This is a genomic window from uncultured Oceanisphaera sp. (assembly GCF_947495715.1).
In the GTDB taxonomy this organism is placed as follows: domain Bacteria; phylum Pseudomonadota; class Gammaproteobacteria; order Enterobacterales; family Aeromonadaceae; genus Oceanimonas; species Oceanimonas sediminis.
In genome coordinates, this window is record NZ_CANLZU010000003.1 from 1 (window position 1) to 18,738 (window position 18,738).

The window sequence follows — 18,738 nt, forward strand, 5'->3', positions numbered from 1 at the left end:
CAAGGGCTTTTTTGACAAAAACAGGCCTTTGGTGGCCAACAGCCTAAACACCCAGCAAAAACACAGCTTAACCACAGCTTTACCCACAATATTAGTGCGTACCGTGGTTATTTTGATTGAGTTTGCCCAGAGTCAGCTGATCAAAGGTCAGTACCTCGCCGCCATACTCACTGGCAAAAGCATCGGCCACCGCCTGGTCGCTAAAAGTGGCGGCCGTTGGCCCCATGGCACCGGTCTGGCTCGAGCCCACGACATACCAGGCGGCTTCGGCATTGATAAAGTGTTCATCATCGGGTTTGTCCCAGGGGACCTCGCTCATGTCATGCACCCACATTTCCTGACGGGCGTGACGGTTCTCGGGCTCCAACGCCCAGTTCAACAAATCCCGGGTGGAGCAAAACTTGCGAACCTCCTCGACGCCCTGCTCATAAGCTTCTCCCTTGGGGCCGGAAAAGCGGCTGATCACCATGCCGCACAGATGGCACTCGTTCCCCTGCTCAATAGCCACCGCCCGCCGGATCTGGGTTTGCACATCACTCTCTCCACAACCAGCCAGCAGCAAACCCAGCAACAAAAGCCCGTACATACGCATACTTATATCCTTGTAAGTGAACGTTCAAACAGCAAGCGGGCCAGCCCCACCAGTACTGTCAGCCATACCAGTAGACAGGCCAGCAGCCCGGTCGAACTCAGAGCCAGCTCGCCGCTCGCCACCATCACTCCGGTTTTAATGCCGCTATCCGACAACAGTTCCAGATTGAAAATACGGAAGACATCCGCCGGGTTCAGCAACATCAGATATGGCAGCGAGGCGAAGTCGAGCTGCTCCGGCAATCCCACCAGCAAGCCCAACATCAACAGATCGAACACCACCACAAAAAAGAACCAGAGCAGCAGCGAAGCACCTGCGGCCTTGCCCTTTTCACTGACCCAGGCGCTGAGGACATAGGCCATGGCCAGGAAAATCCAGCCCAGTAAAATGGCCGAAAGAATAAGGGCACCGAACAAATGCGCCACCAGGGGTACATCGAGATCCGGGGTAAACAACAACAGAGTCAGGGCCGCGCTGCCAAACCCCAGGCCGGTGGCAACCGCCAGCATCAGCGCCTGACCGGCAAACTTGCCGATCAGCAGTTGACCGGAACTGAGCGGATAGGTCATCAACAGCAACAGGGTGCCCCGCTCGACCTCGCCGATAAGGGCGTCGTGGCCCAGCATCAAGGCAATCAATGGCAGTATGACTACCGCCAGACTGGCAAGACTCGCCAAGGTGGACTCAATAGAGGTGAAGCCCACCAGGCCGGAGGTGACACCACCAAAATAGGCCAGCCCCACCGCCATGGCCCACAGCACTATGGTAATGGCCAGCACCCAACGGTTGCGAATGCCATCCAGCCATTCCTTACGGGCAATAATCAGCAGTGTTCGCATCGGCGGCTCCATAGCAAATATGTTGATACAATTCGGGCAGATTGGGCTGTTGCCACTGAAACTGCTCGATATCAGGCAGGCTGCAGATCACTTCTGCCAGCACTCGTTGTCCGGCGACGTCCGCCTGCAGCACCAGCTGCTGCTCACTCGCCTCGGTCACCAATGGCCAAAACCGCTCCGGCAAAGACCGCTGCAGCTCCCTGCCCTGCAGCGTCAGGGTCACCGGCAGACGAGACTCGACGCGCAGGGCGTCCAGGTGGCCGACCGCCAGTAATTTTCCCTGCCCCATCACCGCGACCCGATCCAGATAGGGTTCCACCCCGGCCAGCACATGGGAGCACAGCACAATGGCGCAGCCCTGGCGGCGCAGCTCGTCGATTTGCTGATAAAAATGATGGGTAGCCACCGGATCCAGTCCCACCGTGGGTTCATCCAGCAACAATACTTTAGGTTGCCCCAGCAGCGCCTGGGCCAGGCCCAGTCGCTGACGCATGCCCTTGGAATAGGTCTTCACCCGGCGCCCTGAGGCCTCGGCCAGCCCTAGCCGCTCCAGCAATGCCATGCCCTGAGCCGGAAACACGCCCTTAAGCTTTGCCAGGTAGGTGATCACCTCGGCACCGCTGAGCTGATCGTAAAAACTGACGTTTTCCTGCAAAAAGCCCAGGTGCCGGCGCAGCTCGCGAAAATCACGGCCCGCCGGATCCTGCTCCATTACCCTGACCTCGCCGCCATCGGGCCTGAGCAGGCCGAGAATCAGCTTGATGGTGGTGGTCTTGCCGGCGCCATTATGACCCAGCAACCCCAGGACCTCACCGGGCTTTACCTCCAGCGAGATGTTATTCAGTACTTCCCGTTCGGCAAAATGCTTAACGACCTGCCGCAAGCGAATAATGCTCATCGCGCCTCTCCTCGGCCATGGTGTTCGGCAATGCCATCAGCGGGTAGGAGTCGGTCACTCCCGGCCCCCGAAACACCGGAAACTGCTGTTGTATCCAGCGCAACAAGCTGACGACAGGGGCGTTCAGCAGCCAACGCGCCGCCGGGTACTGCCACAAGACCCGATCCATACCGTCGTTGGGCTCGTGGGGAATATCCCCCACCCCGTTCTGATCCAGATCCCAGCCCAGATAATCGCTCCAGTAGTTGCCCCGGCCATCCCTGGACCACTCCTGTGGGCGGTTCGATACGTAGCGCACCTGAGTGCGATTGCCCACCAGGGCATTGCCATAAATGTGATTCTGCTCCGAGCCCGCGGTCATGTGCAGGCCCAGATCGCTGTGAGCCAACCAATTGTCATTGATTTCATTCCCCACCGCCTGGTAGGCAAACATCGCCTTGCCCTCGGCGCCCCTGGGGTTGATCAGCCGACTGTTGGCCCTGATTTCGCTCACCCGGTTACCCGCAATGCGAGAATAGGTGATGTAATTCATCAGGATGCCGTAGTTCTCATCCTGCTCCGAGGTATTATTCACCACCGTTAATTGCCGGGACTGCATCAGCGCATAGCCGGTGCGGGTATGCCGGGTGTGGTTGCCGGTGACGTCGTTGTTGTTGGAGTACATGTAGTGAATGCCGTAGCGCAGCTCGCTCATGCGATTACCGATCAGACGGTTGTGGTGACTGTAATTGATATAAATGCCATCGCGCACCCGGCGAATTCGGTTACCGACCACCAGGCTGTCGCCCACGTCGAAGAGGTGAATGCCGTTGCCCCTGTCCTGGGAGCGAAGCGAAGTGTCCCCCTCAATATCGTTGTGATGAATATTCAGCCGCTGGGCACTTTCGGCCCAGATGCCAAACCCCGGGCCCTGCAGTTGCACCCGAGCCACTTCGGCACCGCTGGCCCGGCCGCTAATGAAAATGCCTGCATCCAGCGCTCCCAGATCCGCCCCCCAGTTACGAATAGCCAGATCAGACACATGAACATCGGGGGCAGCCAGATACAGGCCGTGCCCCTCGCCGCCGGCATCGATCACGGCACCGGCTTCTCCCTTCAGTGTCAGTGTTTGAGTCACCTGTAAAGCCGGGTAAACACCCGGCTCAAGAATCACGGTTTCGCCGGCCGCAACACTCGCCAGCCCGGCCACGGAGGCCGGTGTCAGCCGTACCTCCGCCACCGCCGACCAGGTCAATAAAAGCAACGAGAGCAGCCATCCTTTGTTCATGGCGCACCTTATGCCGGTTCGACCAGCATGCGCCCGACCATTTCCATGTGCAGGGCATGACAGAACCAGTTGCAGTAATACCAGTGTACCCCGGGCTTGTCGGCAACAAAGGTCACCGATGCCGTCTGCTGGGGGCTAATCTCCATGCTGACACCGTGGTTGACCATGCAGAAGCCGTGACTCACGTCCTCAATCATGTCCAGATTGGTCACGGTGACCGTGACTTCATCTCCCTGCTTCACGGTGAACTCGGTCAGGCCGTAGGTGGGCGCCACCGAGGTCATGTAAACCCGCACCTTGTTACCGTCGCGAATTACCTTGTTGTCTCGCTCCAGGGCCACACCGTCCTTTTCGGCCATGGCCACGGTTTCGGCAAAGAAGGGGTCGTTGCGATCCCAGATCTTCTTGGGATTGAGCACGTCGCGACGCAGCAGAATACAGTCGTGGGGCTCGGCATAGGTGGGGCCATCATGCACCAGCTTCATCTCTTCGCCTGAAATATCCACCAGCTGATCGTTCTCCGCATGCAGCGGACCCACCGGCAGAAAACGGTCCTTGGAGAACTTGCACAGCACCACCAGCCATTTACCGTCCGCATCCCGGGCTTCGGTATGGGACGCATGGTTGTGGCCCGGCTGGTACTGCACATCCAGCTTCTGGCGAATGTAGTTCACGTCTTCGCCGTGATAGGCCTTGACCGCATCCGCCATGTTCCACTTCACCACCTGGCTGTCGATAAACAAAGTGGTATAGGCGTTGCCGCGACCGTCAAAGGTGGTATGCAACGGCCCCAAACCAAGCTCGGGTTCGGCGGCGATCACCGCACGGGGATCGTCGAATTTGTCGTTGAACAGATCGTCCAGCTTGTCGATTTCGATCATCGACACCGTGGGCGACAGCTTGCCGTTGGCCACAAAGTACTTGCCGTCGGGCGAGGTGTTGAGCCCATGGGGGTTCTTCGGCACCGGCACGTAGCGGGTTAGTTTGGAGCCTTTACGACCATCCAGCACCGGTACTTTGGCGTCTCCAAGGGTAGTGAAGTCGCCGGCCTTGATTGCCGCCTCGATGCGAGGAATATTGAACACCGTCACCCAGTCGCGCTCTTCACGCATCATACCGCCCAGCGTGGTGGCACCTTCCGAGTTATAGCAGGTAGAAGCCGCGTACTTACCGGTGTAGCAGGCATCGGTGTTGTCCAGGTTGCCGTCCACCATCACCTGGAACGCCACTTCCATGGTTTCCGCGTCCACCGCGTTAAACATGGTGTACTGCTCGGCCGCGTCCAGATTCTTCAGGTTACTGCCATCGTTGGGGTGAGGAATGATGAACTCGGCGTTGCAGAATACGTACTTGGTATGGGGCACCTTTTGCAGCCGCAGGCCATGAATGGCCTGTACGTTGGGAATGGTGACCATTTTGTCGCATTTCATGATATCGAGACGAATGCGTGCCACCCGAGTGTTGGCTTTATCGTTGATAAACAGATACTTGCCATCGTAGTGTCCGTCGGTCATGGAGATATGGGGGTGGTGGCAATCACCGTTCAGATACTTGTGACTATCACCCAGTACCCGCTTGCTTTCATTGGTTATGCCCCACCCGGTGGCCGAGTCCACGTTGAACACCGGAATACGCATCAACTCGCGCATCGAAGGCACACCCAGTACCCGCACCTCTCCCTGATGACCGCCACTCCAGAAACCGTAATATTCATCCAGCTCACCAGGCGCCACATTGACTCCCTCGGCCGCCAATGCCGGTGACGACGCCAGGCTCAGTCCGCCACCAGCGGCTGCCGTGGCAAGCAGGGCGGAAGATCCCCCCAGAAACAGGCGTCGGCTCAGCTTGACGTGCTCACTCGGCTCTTGATATTTATCATGCTTACTCATTCGACACTCCTTGTGGTTTCCACATTGGTTATCTTGATACGGGCCGCTTCCCGCTCCAGCTCGCGACGACGGCGGTTTTTCGCCTTCATCACCAAAGGTGGGCACTTACGTTCGTTAAAGTAGGTGACTTGGCAGTCCAGACAGTAATGGCACTCGTTGGCGTTGATGCGACCGTCAGGGTGAATGGCCTGCACCTCGCATTCCTTGGCACAGAGCTGGCAGGGGTTGCCACATTCATGGCGTCGTTTGAGCCAGTCAAACAGTCGAAGCCGGGCAGGTATTGCCAGCGCCGCCCCGAGTGGGCACACATAGCGGCAATAGGCCTTGCGCAAAAATATCGAGATTACCACCCAGCTCAGGGCGTAGGCGACATAGCCCCACTCGCGCATGAAACGCAGGGTCATTGCGGTCTTGAACGGTTCCACTTCCGCCGCCTGCTCGGCCAGGGCCAGCGACTGCAGCGAGAGGCCGAACAGCCCCAGCAGGATCAGATATTTGAGAGCCCACAAACGTTCATGTATGGCAAAGGGCACGGTAAACTGCCTGATATTCAGCTTGCGTGCCATCTCGTTAACCAGCTCCTGCAGGGCGCCAAAGGGGCAGAGCCAACCACAAAAGATACCCCTGCCCCACAGCAGCAGGGTTAATGCCACAAAACTCCACAAAATAAACATCATGGGATCGAGCAAAAACGATGACCACTGAAAGTCACTGAACAGGGCGTGCAAAAAGGTAAAGACGTTAACTACCGACAGCTGGGCCAGGCTATACCAGCCAATAAAGAATAGAGTGAAGCACAGATAGCCGACACGCACCCGGTGCAACAGGGTCGGATGCCGTACCAACCAATCCTGCATAAACAGAATCACCATCAGCACCACCAGGCCGGTCAGCAGCACGGTGATCTGCACCTGCTTCATTTTCCACAAGCTGACCCACAGGGGGGACTCATCTTCCGGTAGCATGGTGGATGCCGGCACAATTGGTGCGGGCAGATCAAGATAGGTCTCAGGCAGCTCGTAGTCGGCATAGAAACTGGCGAACTCGCTGTCGAGCGCGCCCACCTGGCGGCGTACCATCAGCTCGAATTGCCACGGTTGAGTCAGATCCAGGGCGCCGTCACGGGCAATAAAGATGGCCAGCTCACCAAAGCGAGGAGCCCCGTCGGCCTTCAGGTCGGACCGGGCCAGGCGCTGATAATCCATATCACGAAAGGCGATTTCTTCGGGCCCCTGCCACAACCGAACCCGGTCAAAAATACCGCCACGCACAAAGCCGTTGCCGCGAAAACTATAGTCGCTGTTGGCCACCACCAGTATCGGCTGGTCATCGGGAGCCAGACTATCCATCAGCCGATCGTATTGCTGCTGGCCCAACAGATTGATACCCGCTTCGGCCACCCGCAGCGATGCAAAATGCAAGGTCATAAAGGTTTCGGCGGGAGCGTCGATCGGCTTGCGCGAGGCGGCCTTGGTGCCGGCAAAGGCTTGCTCTACCTCGCCTTCCGTCAGTTTCAGCGTGCGCACCAACTGCCGTTCATCGAGCGCAGTCCAGCTTCGAGGCTGCCACGCCTGTACCAGAGTGGCAGCCTCAGGCGGCTGCTCGCCGGCGATAACGGTTTCTCCTCCAGCCAGCGCCCGATGGGCCTCACGCAGGGCGCGCATCACGGTCTGGTTAATCACCATCACGGTCACGGTGGCACCGGTGATCCCGTCCACCGAATGAATATCATCCCGACGTGACAGGCCCACTTGGACACGCTCTGAGGCGGTGATGCCTTGATACTGATGCACAAAGGCAGTGAGTTTTTTTTCGGGAATACCGACCAGCAATATCGGCTCATGGTGTTCCATCACCAGGCTGTGATCCAGCCGGCCCTGTTCGTCCATGGCCAACAGCATCTCTACCGGCTTGCCTGAATAGGCGGGAATATTGGCAAACTGGCGGCTGAGAAAGGCATAGCGGGGCGCCTCTCCGGCATCCTCGATTCTCCAGCCGGCAAAGGGCTGCTCAATGGCGTCGATGGTTGCACCTGGATACCAGTCCGACAGCCGTTGCTCGGCTATCGGGCGTTCGGCGGCCTGGATGATGCCGGCACCAAACCATAACAGGCAGACAAGGATCCGCAACACAGACATATGGCCAACCTTAAAGTTGCATTTTATTTACAAATTATGGTGATACAAAAAGAGCTGTTCCGGCTTGATCCAGATCAGTAATGAGGAAGGTATAGCAAAGAAAAAGGTGTCAGATGAGGATTATTAAAAGAAAAAGGATCAGATGAAGAAGGTATAGCAAAGAAGAAGGAGGCAGATGAGGATTACTAAAAGAAAAAGCCGGGCGAACCCGGCTTTTGATTTTATTCTTCAGAAGCGGCTGCTTCTGTTGCTTCGATATCACGACCTACCAGCTCAATATAAGCCATAGGTGCGTTATCGCCAGCACGGAAACCACACTTCAGGATGCGGGTGTAACCACCCGGACGCTCCTGGTAGCGAGGTCCCAGTTCGTTGAACAAGATGCCAACTACTTCGCTGTCGCGAGTACGGGCAAATGCCAAACGACGGTTGGCGACGGTGTCGCTTTTAGCCAATGTGATCAGAGGCTCAACCACTCGACGCAGCTCTTTTGCCTTGGGCAGAGTCGTCTTGATAACTGCATGACGAACCAAGGAGCTAGCCATGTTGCGGAACATTGCCTGACGGTGGCTGCTGTTCCGGTTAAGTTGACGACCACTCTTACGATGGCGCATGACCTAATCCTTCCTAACTAAATCTGTAAAACCCGTGACCCGGTTTATTCATCAGCGATGCTGGCAGGCGGCCAGTTCTCAAGGCGCATGCCCAGAGACAAACCACGAGACGCCAACACGTCTTTAATCTCGGTAAGAGATTTTTTACCCAGGTTGGGAGTCTTCAACAACTCCACCTCGGTACGCTGTACCAGATCACCAATGTAGTGGATCGCTTCAGCCTTCAGACAGTTCGCAGAACGAACTGTCAGTTCCAGATCGTCGACAGGACGCAGCAGGATAGGATCGAACTCAGGCTTGTCTTCTTTCTCTTCCGGTTCGCTCACGTCACGCAGATCGACGAAGGCTTCCAGCTGTTCAGCCATGATAGTGGCTGCACGGCGGATAGCTTCTTCGGGATCCAGAGTGCCGTTGGTTTCCATGTCGATAACCAGCTTATCCAAATCGGTACGCTGTTCAACACGGGCCGCCTCAACATTGTAGGCGATACGAACCACGGGGCTGTAAGCCGCATCCAGCAACAAACGACCAATAGGACGCTCGTCGTCTTCGGTATGTGCACGGGTAGAGGCAGGAACATAGCCACGACCGCGCTGCACTTTCAGACGCATGCTGATTTCGGCATCATTCCCTGTCAGATGACAGATGATGTGCTCTGGGTTAACGATCTCAACGTCATCACCATGGGTGATGTCGCCTGCCGTTACGGGACCTGCACCAGTTTTGGTCAGCGACAGGGTGACTTCGTCCTTGCCTTCCAGCTTGACAGCAATCTCTTTCAGATTAAGCAAGATTTCCAGGATATCCTCCTGAACACCTTCCTTGCTGCTGTATTCATGCAATACGCCGTCTAATTCGACTTCGGTGATTGCACAACCGGGCATGGAAGAAAGCAGAATACGACGTAGCGTATTACCCAATGTATGACCAAAGCCACGCTCCAGCGGCTCGAGAGTCACTTTGGCATGAGTCGGGCTGATCTGTTCGATATCAACCAGACGCGGCTTAAGAAAATCTGTTACAGAACCCTGCATTGTGTCCTCTCTATAGAAGCCAGCTTTACTTGGAGTAAAGCTCGACGATCAGCTGTTCGTTAATTTCGGCAGACAGGTCGCTACGCTCAGGCAGACGCTTGTAAACGCCTTGCATGTTGGTAGCGTCAACTTCTACCCAAGTCGGCTTTTCACGTTGACCGGAAACCTCAAGAGCGGCTTTGATCCGGGCTTGCTTCTTGGCCTTCTCGCGAATGCTGATAACATCCTCGGGAGAAACTTGGAAGGAAGGAATGTTGACAACTTTACCGTTTACCAGGATAGCCTTGTGGCTAACCAGCTGACGAGACTCGGCGCGAGTGGCACCAAAACCCATGCGGTAAATAACGTTGTCCAAACGACCTTCCAGCAGCTGCAACAGGTTCGCACCGGTATTGCCTTTCAGGCGAGCAGCTTCTTTATAGTAGTTGCGGAATTGCTTTTCCAGTACGCCATAGATACGACGAACTTTCTGCTTTTCACGCAGCTGTACACCGTAGTCGGACAGGCGGGCTTTACGAGCGCCGTGCTGACCAGGTGCAGTATCAATTTTACATTTTGAATCTATCGCGCGAACGCCTGACTTCAGGAAGAGGTCAGTGCCCTCGCGACGGCTCAGTTTGAGCTTGGGACCCAGATATCTTGCCATGTTCTTTCTCCAACTATCCTACAAGAAGTGTTATACGCGACGCTTCTTCGGAGGACGACAACCGTTGTGCGGGATGGGAGTCACATCGGTGATGTTGGTGATGCGGAAACCCGCAGCATTCAACGCCCGAATGGATGACTCACGGCCCGGACCCGGACCTTTCACCATTACTTCCAGGTTCTTAACGCCGTATTCTTTGGCAATCTCACCGGCACGTTCTGCAGCTACCTGAGCAGCAAACGGGGTGGATTTACGAGAACCACGGAAACCTGAACCACCAGCAGTTGCCCAGGAAAGAGCATTACCCTGACGGTCAGTAATAGTTACTATGGTGTTGTTGAAAGATGCATGAACGTGGGCAATGCCGTCGCTCACCTGCTTTTTAACGCGCTTACGCGCACTACGAGCCGGAGTTTTAGCCATGATCTACCTTCCCGTTATCTCTTGATCGGTTTACGAGGACCCTTGCGCGTACGCGCATTGGTCTTGGTGCGCTGACCACGAAGGGGTAGGCTGCGACGATGACGCAGACCTCGGTAACAACCCAGGTCCATCAGACGCTTGATGTTCATGGAGATCTCGCGGCGCAGGTCACCTTCTACGGTGAATTTTGCCACTTGCTCACGCAGGGATTCTACCTGAGCTTCATCCAATTCTTTTATTTTCACATCCTCAGCGATACCGGCTGCAGCACAAATGGCTTTGGAGCGGGTACGGCCGACGCCATAAATCTCAGTTAACGCGATAACTGCATGTTTATGGTCAGGAATGTTAATGCCAGCGATACGGGCCACTATGCACTCCTACAAATTAAAATATATAAAGCCATTACAAAGCCCGTCTAGGATACGTAATGACACAGACACCCAACAAAGGTGGCTGGCTACTTTAGCCAGCTCGCCTTTAATTTACAAGTCAAACCGTAACTTTTTTAGCCTTGGCGCTGTTTATGCTTAGGCTCAGAGCAAAGTACACGTACCACGCCGTGGCGCTTAACGATCTTGCAGTTACGGCAGATTGCCTTAACGGAAGCACGAACTTTCATTGCTTAACTCCGTAAATAACCGAACCTTAGCGGTTGTAGCCTTTCAGGTTCGCTTTTTTCAGGACATCGCCATACTGATGGGACATCATGTGGGTTTGCACCTGAGCCATGAAGTCCATGATGACGACCACAATAATCAACAGCGAGGTACCACCAAAGTAGAACTGGACGTTCCAGGCTGTCATCAAAAACTGTGGCACTAAACAGATAAAGGTAATATACAGGGCACCGACCAGAGTCAGGCGAGTCATCACTTTATCGATATAGCGCGCTGTCTGCTCGCCCGGACGTATGCCCGGAACAAAAGCACCACTCTTCTTCAGGTTATCTGCCGTCTCGCGCGGGTTGAACACCAACGCGGTATAGAAGAAACAAAAGAAGATAATGGCAGCGGCATACAGCATCACGTACAGTGGTTGACCAGGCTGCAGAGTCAGTGAGACCTCTTGCAGGATATTGGCAAACCACCCCTCCCCCTGGCCGAACCAAGAGGCTACGGTACCCGGGAACAGGATAATGCTGGATGCGAAAATTGCCGGAATAACCCCCGCCATGTTCACTTTCAAGGGCAGGTGTGTACTCTGTGCTGCGAATACCTGACGGCCTTGTTGACGCTTGGCGTAGTTCACCACAATGCGGCGCTGGCCACGCTCAACAAATACCACGAAATAGGTTACCGCAAACACAATCACGGCCAGCAGCAACAGCAACAATATGTGCAATTCCCCCTGACGCGCCTGCTCTGCCGTGGCACCAATGGCCGATGGCAGACCAGCAACAATACCCGTGAAGATAATCAACGAGATACCATTGCCAATGCCTCGTTCGGTTACCTGCTCACCCAACCACATCAAAAACATGGTACCGGTGACCAGACTCACCACTGCCGTGAAATAGAAACCAAGACCCACGTTAACCACGAGTCCTGGCATCATATTCGGTAAACCAGTGGCGATACCGATGGCCTGGATGGTGCCGAGAACCAGGGTGCCATACCGGGTGTACTGACTGATCTTTCGACGGCCAGATTCACCTTCCTTCTTGAGCTCAGCCAAGGTGGGGTGAACCACAGTCAGCAACTGGATGATAATGGACGCAGAAATATACGGCATTATCCCCAGCGCCAGTATGGACGCTCGTTCCAGAGCACCACCACTGAACATGTTGAACATTTCAATGATGGTGCCCTGCTGTTGCTGGAACAAGTCGGCAAGTACGGCGGCGTCAATTCCAGGAATAGGCACATAGGAGCCGGCGCGAAATACAACGATCGCGATAAGAACGAAAAGTAAACGACTCTTCAGTTCACCCAGCCCACCCTGTGCGCTTTTAGCATCTAATCCTGGTTTCTTGGCCATAGTACTTATTATTCCTCGATTTTACCGCCGGCTGCTTCGATGGCTGCACGTGCACCTTTGGTGACGCCCAGACCAACCACAGTTACTTGACGGTCAATAGTGCCAGACAGAACCACTTTGGCAAACTGGATATTCTTGGTAACCAAGCCAGCCTGCTTCAGGGTGTTCAGATCCACCACATTGCCTTCAACTTTAGCCAGTTCGCTCAGACGAATTTCGGTAGTAACACGACCCTTGCGGGAAGTGAAACCAAACTTCGGCAGACGCTGTTTCAGAGGCATCTGACCGCCTTCAAAACCGTTGCGAACCTTTCCGCCGGAGCGGGATTTCTGACCTTTGTGGCCGCGGCCACCGGTTTTACCCAGGCCGGAACCGATACCACGACCAACGCGCTTGGCGCTGGGCTTGGAGCCGGCGGCCGGAGACAGAGTATTCAAACGCATGCGATTACTCCCCAACCTTAACCATGTAGTAAACCTGGTTGATCATACCGCGTACACAAGCTGTATCTTCCAGCTCGACGGTGTGACCAATGCGACGCAGACCCAGGCCACGCAGCGTTGCCTTATGCTTAGGCAAACGGCCGATGGAGCTGCGAGTCTGTGTTACTTTTACAGTCTTGTTAGCCATTGGCGCATTACCCCAGTATTTCGTCAACGCGCAGACCACGCTTGGCAGCGACTTGCTCGGGCGACTTCATTTGAGCCAGAGCGTCGATGGTAGCGCGAACTACGTTGTTCGGGTTAGTGGAACCGTAAGTTTTGGCCAGTACGTTATGTACACCGGCAACTTCCAGTACGGCGCGCATTGCACCACCGGCAATGATACCGGTACCGTCAGAAGCAGGCTTCATGAATACGTTTGAACCAGAGTGACGACCTTTTACCGGATGGAACAAGGTGCCGTTGTTCAGACCAACTGTACGCATGTTACGACGAGCCTGTTCCATCGCCTTTTGAATGGCGGCAGGAACTTCACGGGCTTTACCGTAACCGAAACCAATACGACCGTTACCGTCGCCTACTACCGTCAGAGCGGTGAAGGAGAAGATACGACCACCTTTTACAACTTTTGAAACACGGTTGACTGCAATGAGCTTTTCTTGCAGTTCACCGGCTTGAGCTTCGATTTTTGCCATTTTCGACTCCACCCTTAGAACTGAAGACCAGCTTCACGTGCAGCTGCAGCCAGTGCGGCTACGCGACCGTGATATTGGAAACCGGAACGGTCAAAAGCGACAACTGTTACGCCTTTTTCAATAGCGCGCTCAGCGATGGCTTTACCTACTACCGTGGCGGCATCTACGTTACCGGTATACTTCACCTGCTCACGTACTGACTTTTCCACGGTAGACGCGGAAGCCAGAACAACTGTGCTGTTAGGTGCAATAACCTGTGCATAGATGTGGCGCGGAGTACGGTGAACCACCAGGCGAGTCGCACCCAGTTCCAGCATCTTTTTACGTGCTTTGGTAGCACGGCGGATACGAGCTGCTTTTTTGTCCATAGTGTTACCTTACTTCTTCTTAGCCTCTTTACTGCGCACCTGTTCGCCGAAATAGCGAACACCTTTGCCTTTGTAAGGCTCGGGCTTACGGTACGCACGAATATTGGCAGCGACCTGACCGATCTGCTGTTTGTCCGCGGACTTGAGAACAATCTCAGTCTGGGTCGGACATTCAGCTGACACGCCTTCAGGAAGCGCATGCTCAACCGGGTGAGAGAAACCCAGAGACAGTGCAATTGCATTGCCTTTAATCTGGGCACGATAGCCAACACCAACCAGCTGCAGCTTGCGTTCGAAGCCTTCGGTAACACCGATAACCATGTTGTTGACCAGGGAACGGGCGGTGCCGGCCTGGGCAGTTGCGTTTGCTGCGTTTTCACGCGGGGCAAACGTCAGCACGTTATCATTCTGGCTGATTTCAACGGCAGCATTGATAGTACGGTTTAAGGTACCCTTGCCACCCTTGACGGTGATTTCCTGACCGTTCAACGTCACTTCTACGCCGGCAGGAATTTCGATAGGTGCCTTAGCAATGCGAGACATATCTACTCCTTATGCAACGTAGCAGATGATCTCACCGCCCATACCCGCTTTACGCGCGGCACGGTCGGTCATCACACCTTGGGACGTGGAAACGATAGCTACACCCATACCTGCCATTACTTTCGGCAGTTCGTCGCGCTTCTTATAGATGCGCAGACCTGGGCGGCTGACGCGTTGGATCAGTTCGACCACAGCTTCGCCTTCGAAGTACTTTAAAGTCACTTCCAGTTCGGCCTTGGTCTCACCAACGACGTTAAAGTCAGCAATATAACCTTCTTCTTTCAGTACCTGGGCGATAGCCACTTTTACTTTGGAAGAAGGCATGGTGACAGCAACTTTGTTGGCTGCCTGACCGTTGCGGATGCGGGTCAGCATATCCGCGATCGGATCTTGCATGCTCATTGTGTATTACTCCCGTGTTCGCTTACCAAGAAGCCTTCTTCAGGCCTGGAATTTCACCCTTCATCATCAGTTCGCGCACCTTGATGCGGCTCAAACCGAACTTCCGCAGGAAACCGTGCGGACGACCGGTGATGTTGCAGCGGTTACGCTGACGAGAGGGACTTGCGTCACGGGGCAATTGCTGCAGTTTCAGCACTGCATCCCAACGTGCTTCGTCGGAAGTGTTCACGTTAGAGATGATGTCTTTCAGTGCTTGACGCTTGGCCGAGAATTTATCAGCCAGCTTTGCGCGCTTGACTTCGCGAGCTTTCATTGATTGTTTTGCCATAACCCTACACCTTACTTACGGAATGGGAAGTTAAAGGCAGCCAGCAGAGCACGACCTTCTTCGTCAGACTGGGCAGTGGTGGTAATGGTAATATCCATACCACGCACACGATCTACCTTGTCATAATCGATTTCAGGAAAAATGATTTGCTCACGCACGCCCATGGAGTAGTTACCACGACCATCGAACGACTTGGCGTTCAGGCCACGGAAGTCACGAATCCGGGGAATAGAGATACAAATCAAACGCTCCAGAAACTCCCACATACGCTCGCCGCGCAGAGTTACTTTACAACCAATGGGGTAGCCTTCACGGATTTTGAAGCCAGCAACGGATTTACGAGCTTTGGTGATCAATGGCTTTTGACCGGAAATGGCAGCCATGTCGGCAGCGGCATTATCCAGGATCTTTTTATCAGCCAGAGCTTCACCCACACCCATGTTCAGGGTGATTTTCTCAATCCGAGGGACTTGCATGATAGACTTATACCCGAACTGACTAGACAGTTCCTTTACTACAGTTTCATTGTAGTAACCATGCAGTTTCGCCATCGTATAAACTCCAATTACTTCACAAGTTCGCCGGTGGACTTGAAGAAACGAACTTTTTTGCCGTCTTCAAACCGGAAACCAACGCGATCAGCCTTGCCAGAGGCAGAGTTGAACAGCGCTACGTTAGATACATCGAGAGGCGCTTCCTGTTCAATAATACCGCCAGCCTGACCCAGTTGGGGTACCGGCTTCTGGTGTTTCTTGTTCAGGTTGAGACCTGCAACGATTACTTTACCTTCATTGACCAGAACTTTGGTGACGGTGCCACGCTTGCCCTTGTCTTTGCCGGTAAGAATGATGACTTCGTCATCGCGACGGATTTTAGCTGCCATCGTTTGACTCCTTACAGTACTTCAGGTGCCAGTGAAACAATCTTCATGAACTTCTCATTACGAAGTTCACGCGTCACAGGACCAAAAATACGAGTTCCGATCGGCTGTTGATTGCTATTCAAAATCACGGCCGCATTGCGGTCGAAACGGATGACAGAGCCGTCCGGACGACGAACGCCTTTCCGAGTGCGAACGACCACCGCGTTCATTACATCACCTTTCTTAACCTTACCGCGCGGAATTGCTTCCTTGACAGTAACCTTGATGATGTCGCCGATGCCGGCGTAGCGGCGGTGCGAACCACCCAGGACCTTAATACACATTACGCTACGCGCACCGGAATTGTCGGCCACGTCCAGCATACTTTGCATTTGGATCATGTTAGTGCTCCGCTAAAGTGACTACTTTAAAACCCTTTCGGGATATTGGCTGCCTTTGAAGGCGCGGCATTATAGCACTGCCAAAGCGAAAGAGTACAATAAAAAAACAAACGGCCCCGTGCAGGGCCGTTTGACCAGGTAAGTATATCAGAGAACGTTAGGCTTGAACCGGACGCTCGATGATTTTTACCAGAGTCCAGGACTTGGTCTTGGACAGCGGACGACATTCGCGAATAGTCACGACGTCACCGGTTTTGCATTCATTATTTTCGTCGTGCACGTGCAGCTTGGTAGTGCGCTTCATGTACTTCCCGTAGATCGGGTGCTTCACGAAACGGCTGATAGCTACGGTGATGGACTTGTCCATCTTGTCGCTTACTACACTGCCCTGCAGAGTACGAACGTTAGTTTCGCTCATCTTACGCACCTGCCTTTTGATTCAAAACAGTCTTAACACGCGCGATGTCGCGACGTACATTTTTGATGTTGTGAGTCTGTTCCAGTTGACCGGTGCTTGCCTGGATGCGCATGTTAAATTGCTCACGCAGCAGGCCCAGCAGTTCCTGGTTCAGTTCTTCAACACTTTTTTCACGCAGATCTTGTGCTTTCATCACATCACCGTCCGAGTTATGAAAGTGGTCCTAACCGGCAGCTTGGCAGCGGCCAGTGCAAAGGCTTCACGAGCCAGAGCCTCAGGTACACCGTCCATCTCGTACAGGACACGGCCCGGCTGAATCTGGGCAACCCAGTATTCCACGTTACCTTTACCTTTACCCATACGAACTTCGAGGGGCTTTTCGGTAATCGGCTTGTCCGGGAAAATACGGATCCAGATTTTACCTTGACGCTTGACGTGACGGGTCATGGCACGACGTGCTGCTTCGATCTGGCGAGCAGTAATACGTCCACGAGTCGTCGCCTTCAGACCAAAGGTACCGAAAGAAACCAGGTTACCTGAGGTCGCCACACCGCGATTGCGGCCTTTGTGGACTTTACGGAATTTCGTACGTTTTGGTTGCAACATATCCGAGTCTCCTTACTTACCGCGGCCTTTGCGCTTGGGCTTGGACGGAGCTGGCTCTTGAGCTACGGCTTGCAGGCCGCCCAGAACTTCACCCTTGAATATCCAAACCTTTACGCCGATGATGCCGTAAGTGGTAGATGCTTCAGAAGTTGCATAATCGATATCGGCACGCAGGGTGTGCAGAGGCACACGACCTTCGCGGTACCATTCGGTACGCGCGATTTCAGCGCCGCCAAGACGACCGCTCACTTCCACCTTGATGCCTTTGGAACCGATACGCATCGCGTTCTGTACCGCACGCTTCATAGCGCGACGGAACATGACACGGCGCTCCAGCTGGGAGGCGATAGAATCGGCCACCAGCTGTCCGTCCAGCTCAGGTTTACGCACTTCGGAAATGTTGATCTGTGCAGGAACGCCAGCCAGTTTGGCTACGTGCTTGCGCAGTTTTTCCACGTCTTCACCTTTCTTACCGATAACCACGCCCGGACGAGCAGTGTGAATAGTCACACGGATGCTCTTGGCCGGACGCTCGATCACGATACGTGAAAGGGAAGCGTTTTTCAGTTCCTGCTTCAGGTACTGACGCACTTGGAAGTCGCTGTGCAAGTTATCAGCGAAGTCCTTGGTATTCGCAAACCAGGTCGAATTAAAAGGCTTGGTGATACCTAAGCGAATACCATTCGGGTGTACTTTCTGGCCCATTGCTTATCTCCTAGCCTCTTAGCGGTCGGACACAACCACAGTAATGTGGCTGGTACGCTTCATGATACGGTCCGCGCGGCCCTTGGCACGAGGACGAATACGCTTCATGGTGGGACCTTCGTCAACGAAGATCTTTGCCACTGTCAGCTCATCGATATCCGCACCTTCATTGTGCTCGGCATTGGCAATGGCAGATTCAAGTACTTTCTTAACCAGAACGGCAGCTTTTTTAGGGCTGAAAGTCAGGACGTTAAGTGCCTTGTCTACGGTCAGACCACGGACTTGATCGGCTACCAGGCGCGCCTTCTGGGCAGAAGTACGAGCAAAGCGGTGTTTAGCTATAGCTTCCATCTTTTACCCCTTAACGCTTCTTGGCCTTCTTATCAGCGACATGGCCGCGATAAGTACGAGTCGGTGAAAATTCGCCCAGCTTGTGGCCGATCATTTCCTCGGAAACGAAAACAGGCACGTGCTGACGACCATTATGGACAGCGATGGTCAAACCGATCATGTTCGGAATGATCATTGAACGACGGGACCAAGTCTTAATTGGTTTCTTTTCCCCGCTTTCCACCGCTTTCTCTACCTTCTTCAGCAAGTGCAGGTCGATAAACGGACCTTTCTTGAGAGAACGTGGCATGGTGATA

General features: G+C 54.2%; 29 protein-coding genes. All 29 read right to left on the reverse strand.

The annotated features are described in order from the left end of the window. Positions 1–91: 91 nt before the first annotated feature. The gene (locus Q0753_RS02370; RefSeq protein ID WP_298716622.1) at positions 92–592 is read right to left on the reverse strand and encodes a nitrous oxide reductase accessory protein NosL; all 501 of its coding nucleotides are present in this window, start codon (positions 590–592) and stop codon (positions 92–94) included. Positions 593–594: 2 nt separating this feature from the next. Next, the gene (locus Q0753_RS02375) at positions 595–1,431 is read right to left on the reverse strand and encodes an ABC transporter permease subunit (RefSeq protein WP_298716625.1); all 837 of its coding nucleotides are present in this window, start codon (positions 1,429–1,431) and stop codon (positions 595–597) included. Next, a complete protein-coding gene (locus Q0753_RS02380; RefSeq protein WP_298716628.1) occupies positions 1,403–2,329 on the reverse strand; it encodes an ABC transporter ATP-binding protein in 927 nt (308 codons plus the stop codon). Before Q0753_RS02380 ends, Q0753_RS02375 begins: the two co-directional genes overlap by 29 nt. Beyond that, positions 2,298–3,596 carry a nitrous oxide reductase family maturation protein NosD gene (locus tag Q0753_RS02385; protein WP_298716631.1) on the reverse strand — a complete coding sequence of 433 codons (1,299 nt, stop codon included), beginning with the start codon at positions 3,594–3,596 and terminating at the stop codon, positions 2,298–2,300. Before Q0753_RS02385 ends, Q0753_RS02380 begins: the two co-directional genes overlap by 32 nt. An 8-nt stretch (positions 3,597–3,604) precedes the next feature. Next, positions 3,605–5,485, reverse strand: a complete 1,881-nt coding sequence (gene nosZ, locus Q0753_RS02390) for a TAT-dependent nitrous-oxide reductase (protein WP_298716634.1) — start codon at positions 5,483–5,485, stop codon at positions 3,605–3,607. Continuing rightward, entirely contained in the window at positions 5,482–7,623 is a 2,142-nt protein-coding gene (locus tag Q0753_RS02395) for a NosR/NirI family protein (RefSeq protein WP_298716637.1), read from the reverse strand. The genes nosZ and Q0753_RS02395 overlap by 4 nt, the downstream gene beginning before the upstream one ends. Positions 7,624–7,844: 221 nt before the next feature. After that, positions 7,845–8,237 carry a 50S ribosomal protein L17 gene (gene rplQ / locus Q0753_RS02400; protein WP_104487274.1) on the reverse strand — a complete coding sequence of 131 codons (393 nt, stop codon included), beginning with the start codon at positions 8,235–8,237 and terminating at the stop codon, positions 7,845–7,847. A gap of 44 nt (positions 8,238–8,281) precedes the next feature. Then, a complete protein-coding gene (gene rpoA / locus Q0753_RS02405; RefSeq protein ID WP_298716649.1) occupies positions 8,282–9,271 on the reverse strand; it encodes a DNA-directed RNA polymerase subunit alpha in 990 nt (329 codons plus the stop codon). Positions 9,272–9,296: 25 nt separating this feature from the next. Continuing rightward, positions 9,297–9,917, reverse strand: a complete 621-nt coding sequence (gene rpsD, locus Q0753_RS02410) for a 30S ribosomal protein S4 (protein WP_298716653.1) — start codon at positions 9,915–9,917, stop codon at positions 9,297–9,299. A gap of 30 nt (positions 9,918–9,947) precedes the next feature. Beyond that, the gene (rpsK, locus tag Q0753_RS02415; RefSeq protein WP_014290661.1) at positions 9,948–10,340 is read right to left on the reverse strand and encodes a 30S ribosomal protein S11; all 393 of its coding nucleotides are present in this window, start codon (positions 10,338–10,340) and stop codon (positions 9,948–9,950) included. 14 nt (positions 10,341–10,354) lie between these two features. Continuing rightward, positions 10,355–10,711 (reverse strand): 30S ribosomal protein S13, encoded by a 357-nt coding sequence (gene rpsM, locus Q0753_RS02420; protein ID WP_298716669.1) that lies wholly within the window; start codon positions 10,709–10,711, stop codon positions 10,355–10,357. A gap of 137 nt (positions 10,712–10,848) precedes the next feature. After that, positions 10,849–10,962 (reverse strand): 50S ribosomal protein L36, encoded by a 114-nt coding sequence (rpmJ, locus tag Q0753_RS02425; protein ID WP_298716673.1) that lies wholly within the window; start codon positions 10,960–10,962, stop codon positions 10,849–10,851. 26 nt (positions 10,963–10,988) lie between these two features. Then, the gene (secY, locus tag Q0753_RS02430) at positions 10,989–12,320 is read right to left on the reverse strand and encodes a preprotein translocase subunit SecY (protein ID WP_298716675.1); all 1,332 of its coding nucleotides are present in this window, start codon (positions 12,318–12,320) and stop codon (positions 10,989–10,991) included. Between the two features lie 8 nt (positions 12,321–12,328). Continuing rightward, a complete protein-coding gene (gene rplO / locus Q0753_RS02435) occupies positions 12,329–12,763 on the reverse strand; it encodes a 50S ribosomal protein L15 (protein ID WP_104487261.1) in 435 nt (144 codons plus the stop codon). A 4-nt stretch (positions 12,764–12,767) separates the two neighbouring features. Further along, positions 12,768–12,950, reverse strand: coding sequence for a 50S ribosomal protein L30 (rpmD, locus tag Q0753_RS02440; RefSeq protein ID WP_104487259.1), 183 nt, complete (start codon positions 12,948–12,950; stop codon positions 12,768–12,770). A 7-nt stretch (positions 12,951–12,957) separates the two neighbouring features. Continuing rightward, on the reverse strand, positions 12,958–13,458 hold the full coding sequence (gene rpsE, locus Q0753_RS02445; RefSeq protein WP_298716680.1) for a 30S ribosomal protein S5: 501 nt from the start codon (positions 13,456–13,458) through the stop codon (positions 12,958–12,960). Positions 13,459–13,472: 14 nt separating this feature from the next. Beyond that, positions 13,473–13,826: a 50S ribosomal protein L18 gene (rplR, locus tag Q0753_RS02450; RefSeq protein ID WP_298716682.1), complete on the reverse strand. Its 354-nt coding sequence runs from the start codon at positions 13,824–13,826 to the stop codon at positions 13,473–13,475. A gap of 9 nt (positions 13,827–13,835) precedes the next feature. After that, positions 13,836–14,369, reverse strand: a complete 534-nt coding sequence (gene rplF, locus Q0753_RS02455; RefSeq protein ID WP_298716685.1) for a 50S ribosomal protein L6 — start codon at positions 14,367–14,369, stop codon at positions 13,836–13,838. Between the two features lie 9 nt (positions 14,370–14,378). Next, a complete protein-coding gene (gene rpsH, locus Q0753_RS02460; protein ID WP_104487250.1) occupies positions 14,379–14,771 on the reverse strand; it encodes a 30S ribosomal protein S8 in 393 nt (130 codons plus the stop codon). A 22-nt stretch (positions 14,772–14,793) separates the two neighbouring features. Beyond that, positions 14,794–15,099, reverse strand: a complete 306-nt coding sequence (gene rpsN, locus Q0753_RS02465; protein ID WP_298716699.1) for a 30S ribosomal protein S14 — start codon at positions 15,097–15,099, stop codon at positions 14,794–14,796. 11 nt (positions 15,100–15,110) lie between these two features. After that, positions 15,111–15,650, reverse strand: coding sequence for a 50S ribosomal protein L5 (rplE, locus tag Q0753_RS02470; protein WP_104487245.1), 540 nt, complete (start codon positions 15,648–15,650; stop codon positions 15,111–15,113). A 14-nt stretch (positions 15,651–15,664) separates the two neighbouring features. Continuing rightward, positions 15,665–15,982 carry a 50S ribosomal protein L24 gene (rplX, locus tag Q0753_RS02475; RefSeq protein ID WP_298716702.1) on the reverse strand — a complete coding sequence of 106 codons (318 nt, stop codon included), beginning with the start codon at positions 15,980–15,982 and terminating at the stop codon, positions 15,665–15,667. A gap of 11 nt (positions 15,983–15,993) precedes the next feature. Further along, positions 15,994–16,362 (reverse strand): 50S ribosomal protein L14, encoded by a 369-nt coding sequence (rplN, locus tag Q0753_RS02480; RefSeq protein WP_087036464.1) that lies wholly within the window; start codon positions 16,360–16,362, stop codon positions 15,994–15,996. A gap of 157 nt (positions 16,363–16,519) precedes the next feature. Continuing rightward, positions 16,520–16,780 carry a 30S ribosomal protein S17 gene (rpsQ, locus tag Q0753_RS02485; protein ID WP_298716716.1) on the reverse strand — a complete coding sequence of 87 codons (261 nt, stop codon included), beginning with the start codon at positions 16,778–16,780 and terminating at the stop codon, positions 16,520–16,522. A gap of 1 nt (position 16,781) precedes the next feature. After that, complete coding sequence (gene rpmC, locus Q0753_RS02490; RefSeq protein WP_104487239.1) at positions 16,782–16,973, reverse strand: 50S ribosomal protein L29; 192 nt, start codon at positions 16,971–16,973, stop codon at positions 16,782–16,784. Next, complete coding sequence (gene rplP, locus Q0753_RS02495; protein WP_204796583.1) at positions 16,973–17,386, reverse strand: 50S ribosomal protein L16; 414 nt, start codon at positions 17,384–17,386, stop codon at positions 16,973–16,975. Before rplP ends, rpmC begins: the two co-directional genes overlap by 1 nt. Positions 17,387–17,398: 12 nt before the next feature. Further along, positions 17,399–18,091: a 30S ribosomal protein S3 gene (rpsC, locus tag Q0753_RS02500; RefSeq protein ID WP_104487234.1), complete on the reverse strand. Its 693-nt coding sequence runs from the start codon at positions 18,089–18,091 to the stop codon at positions 17,399–17,401. Positions 18,092–18,109: 18 nt separating this feature from the next. Beyond that, complete coding sequence (gene rplV, locus Q0753_RS02505; protein ID WP_104487232.1) at positions 18,110–18,442, reverse strand: 50S ribosomal protein L22; 333 nt, start codon at positions 18,440–18,442, stop codon at positions 18,110–18,112. A 10-nt stretch (positions 18,443–18,452) separates the two neighbouring features. Further along, positions 18,453–18,731: a 30S ribosomal protein S19 gene (gene rpsS, locus Q0753_RS02510; protein ID WP_104487230.1), complete on the reverse strand. Its 279-nt coding sequence runs from the start codon at positions 18,729–18,731 to the stop codon at positions 18,453–18,455. Positions 18,732–18,738: the final 7 nt, after the last annotated feature.

What these genes read in the sequence shown, in the direction of transcription:
- Q0753_RS02370 (WP_298716622.1), bottom strand. Translation starts at nt 592, where the DNA reads ATGCGTATGTACGGGCTTTTGTTGCTGGGTTTGCTGCTGGCTGGTTGT.
- Q0753_RS02375 (WP_298716625.1), bottom strand. Translation starts at nt 1,431, where the DNA reads ATGCGAACACTGCTGATTATTGCCCGTAAGGAATGGCTGGATGGCATT.
- Q0753_RS02380 (WP_298716628.1), bottom strand. Translation starts at nt 2,329, where the DNA reads ATGAGCATTATTCGCTTGCGGCAGGTCGTTAAGCATTTTGCCGAACGG.
- Q0753_RS02385 (WP_298716631.1), bottom strand. Translation starts at nt 3,596, where the DNA reads ATGAACAAAGGATGGCTGCTCTCGTTGCTTTTATTGACCTGGTCGGCG.
- nosZ (WP_298716634.1), bottom strand. Translation starts at nt 5,485, where the DNA reads ATGAGTAAGCATGATAAATATCAAGAGCCGAGTGAGCACGTCAAGCTG.
- Q0753_RS02395 (WP_298716637.1), bottom strand. Translation starts at nt 7,623, where the DNA reads ATGTCTGTGTTGCGGATCCTTGTCTGCCTGTTATGGTTTGGTGCCGGC.
- rplQ (WP_104487274.1), bottom strand. Translation starts at nt 8,237, where the DNA reads ATGCGCCATCGTAAGAGTGGTCGTCAACTTAACCGGAACAGCAGCCAC.
- rpoA (WP_298716649.1), bottom strand. Translation starts at nt 9,271, where the DNA reads ATGCAGGGTTCTGTAACAGATTTTCTTAAGCCGCGTCTGGTTGATATC.
- rpsD (WP_298716653.1), bottom strand. Translation starts at nt 9,917, where the DNA reads ATGGCAAGATATCTGGGTCCCAAGCTCAAACTGAGCCGTCGCGAGGGC.
- rpsK (WP_014290661.1), bottom strand. Translation starts at nt 10,340, where the DNA reads ATGGCTAAAACTCCGGCTCGTAGTGCGCGTAAGCGCGTTAAAAAGCAG.
- rpmJ (WP_298716673.1), bottom strand. Translation starts at nt 10,962, where the DNA reads ATGAAAGTTCGTGCTTCCGTTAAGGCAATCTGCCGTAACTGCAAGATC.
- secY (WP_298716675.1), bottom strand. Translation starts at nt 12,320, where the DNA reads ATGGCCAAGAAACCAGGATTAGATGCTAAAAGCGCACAGGGTGGGCTG.
- rplO (WP_104487261.1), bottom strand. Translation starts at nt 12,763, where the DNA reads ATGCGTTTGAATACTCTGTCTCCGGCCGCCGGCTCCAAGCCCAGCGCC.
- rpmD (WP_104487259.1), bottom strand. Translation starts at nt 12,950, where the DNA reads ATGGCTAACAAGACTGTAAAAGTAACACAGACTCGCAGCTCCATCGGC.
- rpsE (WP_298716680.1), bottom strand. Translation starts at nt 13,458, where the DNA reads ATGGCAAAAATCGAAGCTCAAGCCGGTGAACTGCAAGAAAAGCTCATT.
- rplR (WP_298716682.1), bottom strand. Translation starts at nt 13,826, where the DNA reads ATGGACAAAAAAGCAGCTCGTATCCGCCGTGCTACCAAAGCACGTAAA.
- rplF (WP_298716685.1), bottom strand. Translation starts at nt 14,369, where the DNA reads ATGTCTCGCATTGCTAAGGCACCTATCGAAATTCCTGCCGGCGTAGAA.
- rpsH (WP_104487250.1), bottom strand. Translation starts at nt 14,771, where the DNA reads ATGAGCATGCAAGATCCGATCGCGGATATGCTGACCCGCATCCGCAAC.
- rpsN (WP_298716699.1), bottom strand. Translation starts at nt 15,099, where the DNA reads ATGGCAAAACAATCAATGAAAGCTCGCGAAGTCAAGCGCGCAAAGCTG.
- rplE (WP_104487245.1), bottom strand. Translation starts at nt 15,650, where the DNA reads ATGGCGAAACTGCATGGTTACTACAATGAAACTGTAGTAAAGGAACTG.
- rplX (WP_298716702.1), bottom strand. Translation starts at nt 15,982, where the DNA reads ATGGCAGCTAAAATCCGTCGCGATGACGAAGTCATCATTCTTACCGGC.
- rplN (WP_087036464.1), bottom strand. Translation starts at nt 16,362, where the DNA reads ATGATCCAAATGCAAAGTATGCTGGACGTGGCCGACAATTCCGGTGCG.
- rpsQ (WP_298716716.1), bottom strand. Translation starts at nt 16,780, where the DNA reads ATGAGCGAAACTAACGTTCGTACTCTGCAGGGCAGTGTAGTAAGCGAC.
- rpmC (WP_104487239.1), bottom strand. Translation starts at nt 16,973, where the DNA reads ATGAAAGCACAAGATCTGCGTGAAAAAAGTGTTGAAGAACTGAACCAG.
- rplP (WP_204796583.1), bottom strand. Translation starts at nt 17,386, where the DNA reads ATGTTGCAACCAAAACGTACGAAATTCCGTAAAGTCCACAAAGGCCGC.
- rpsC (WP_104487234.1), bottom strand. Translation starts at nt 18,091, where the DNA reads ATGGGCCAGAAAGTACACCCGAATGGTATTCGCTTAGGTATCACCAAG.
- rplV (WP_104487232.1), bottom strand. Translation starts at nt 18,442, where the DNA reads ATGGAAGCTATAGCTAAACACCGCTTTGCTCGTACTTCTGCCCAGAAG.
- rpsS (WP_104487230.1), bottom strand. Translation starts at nt 18,731, where the DNA reads ATGCCACGTTCTCTCAAGAAAGGTCCGTTTATCGACCTGCACTTGCTG.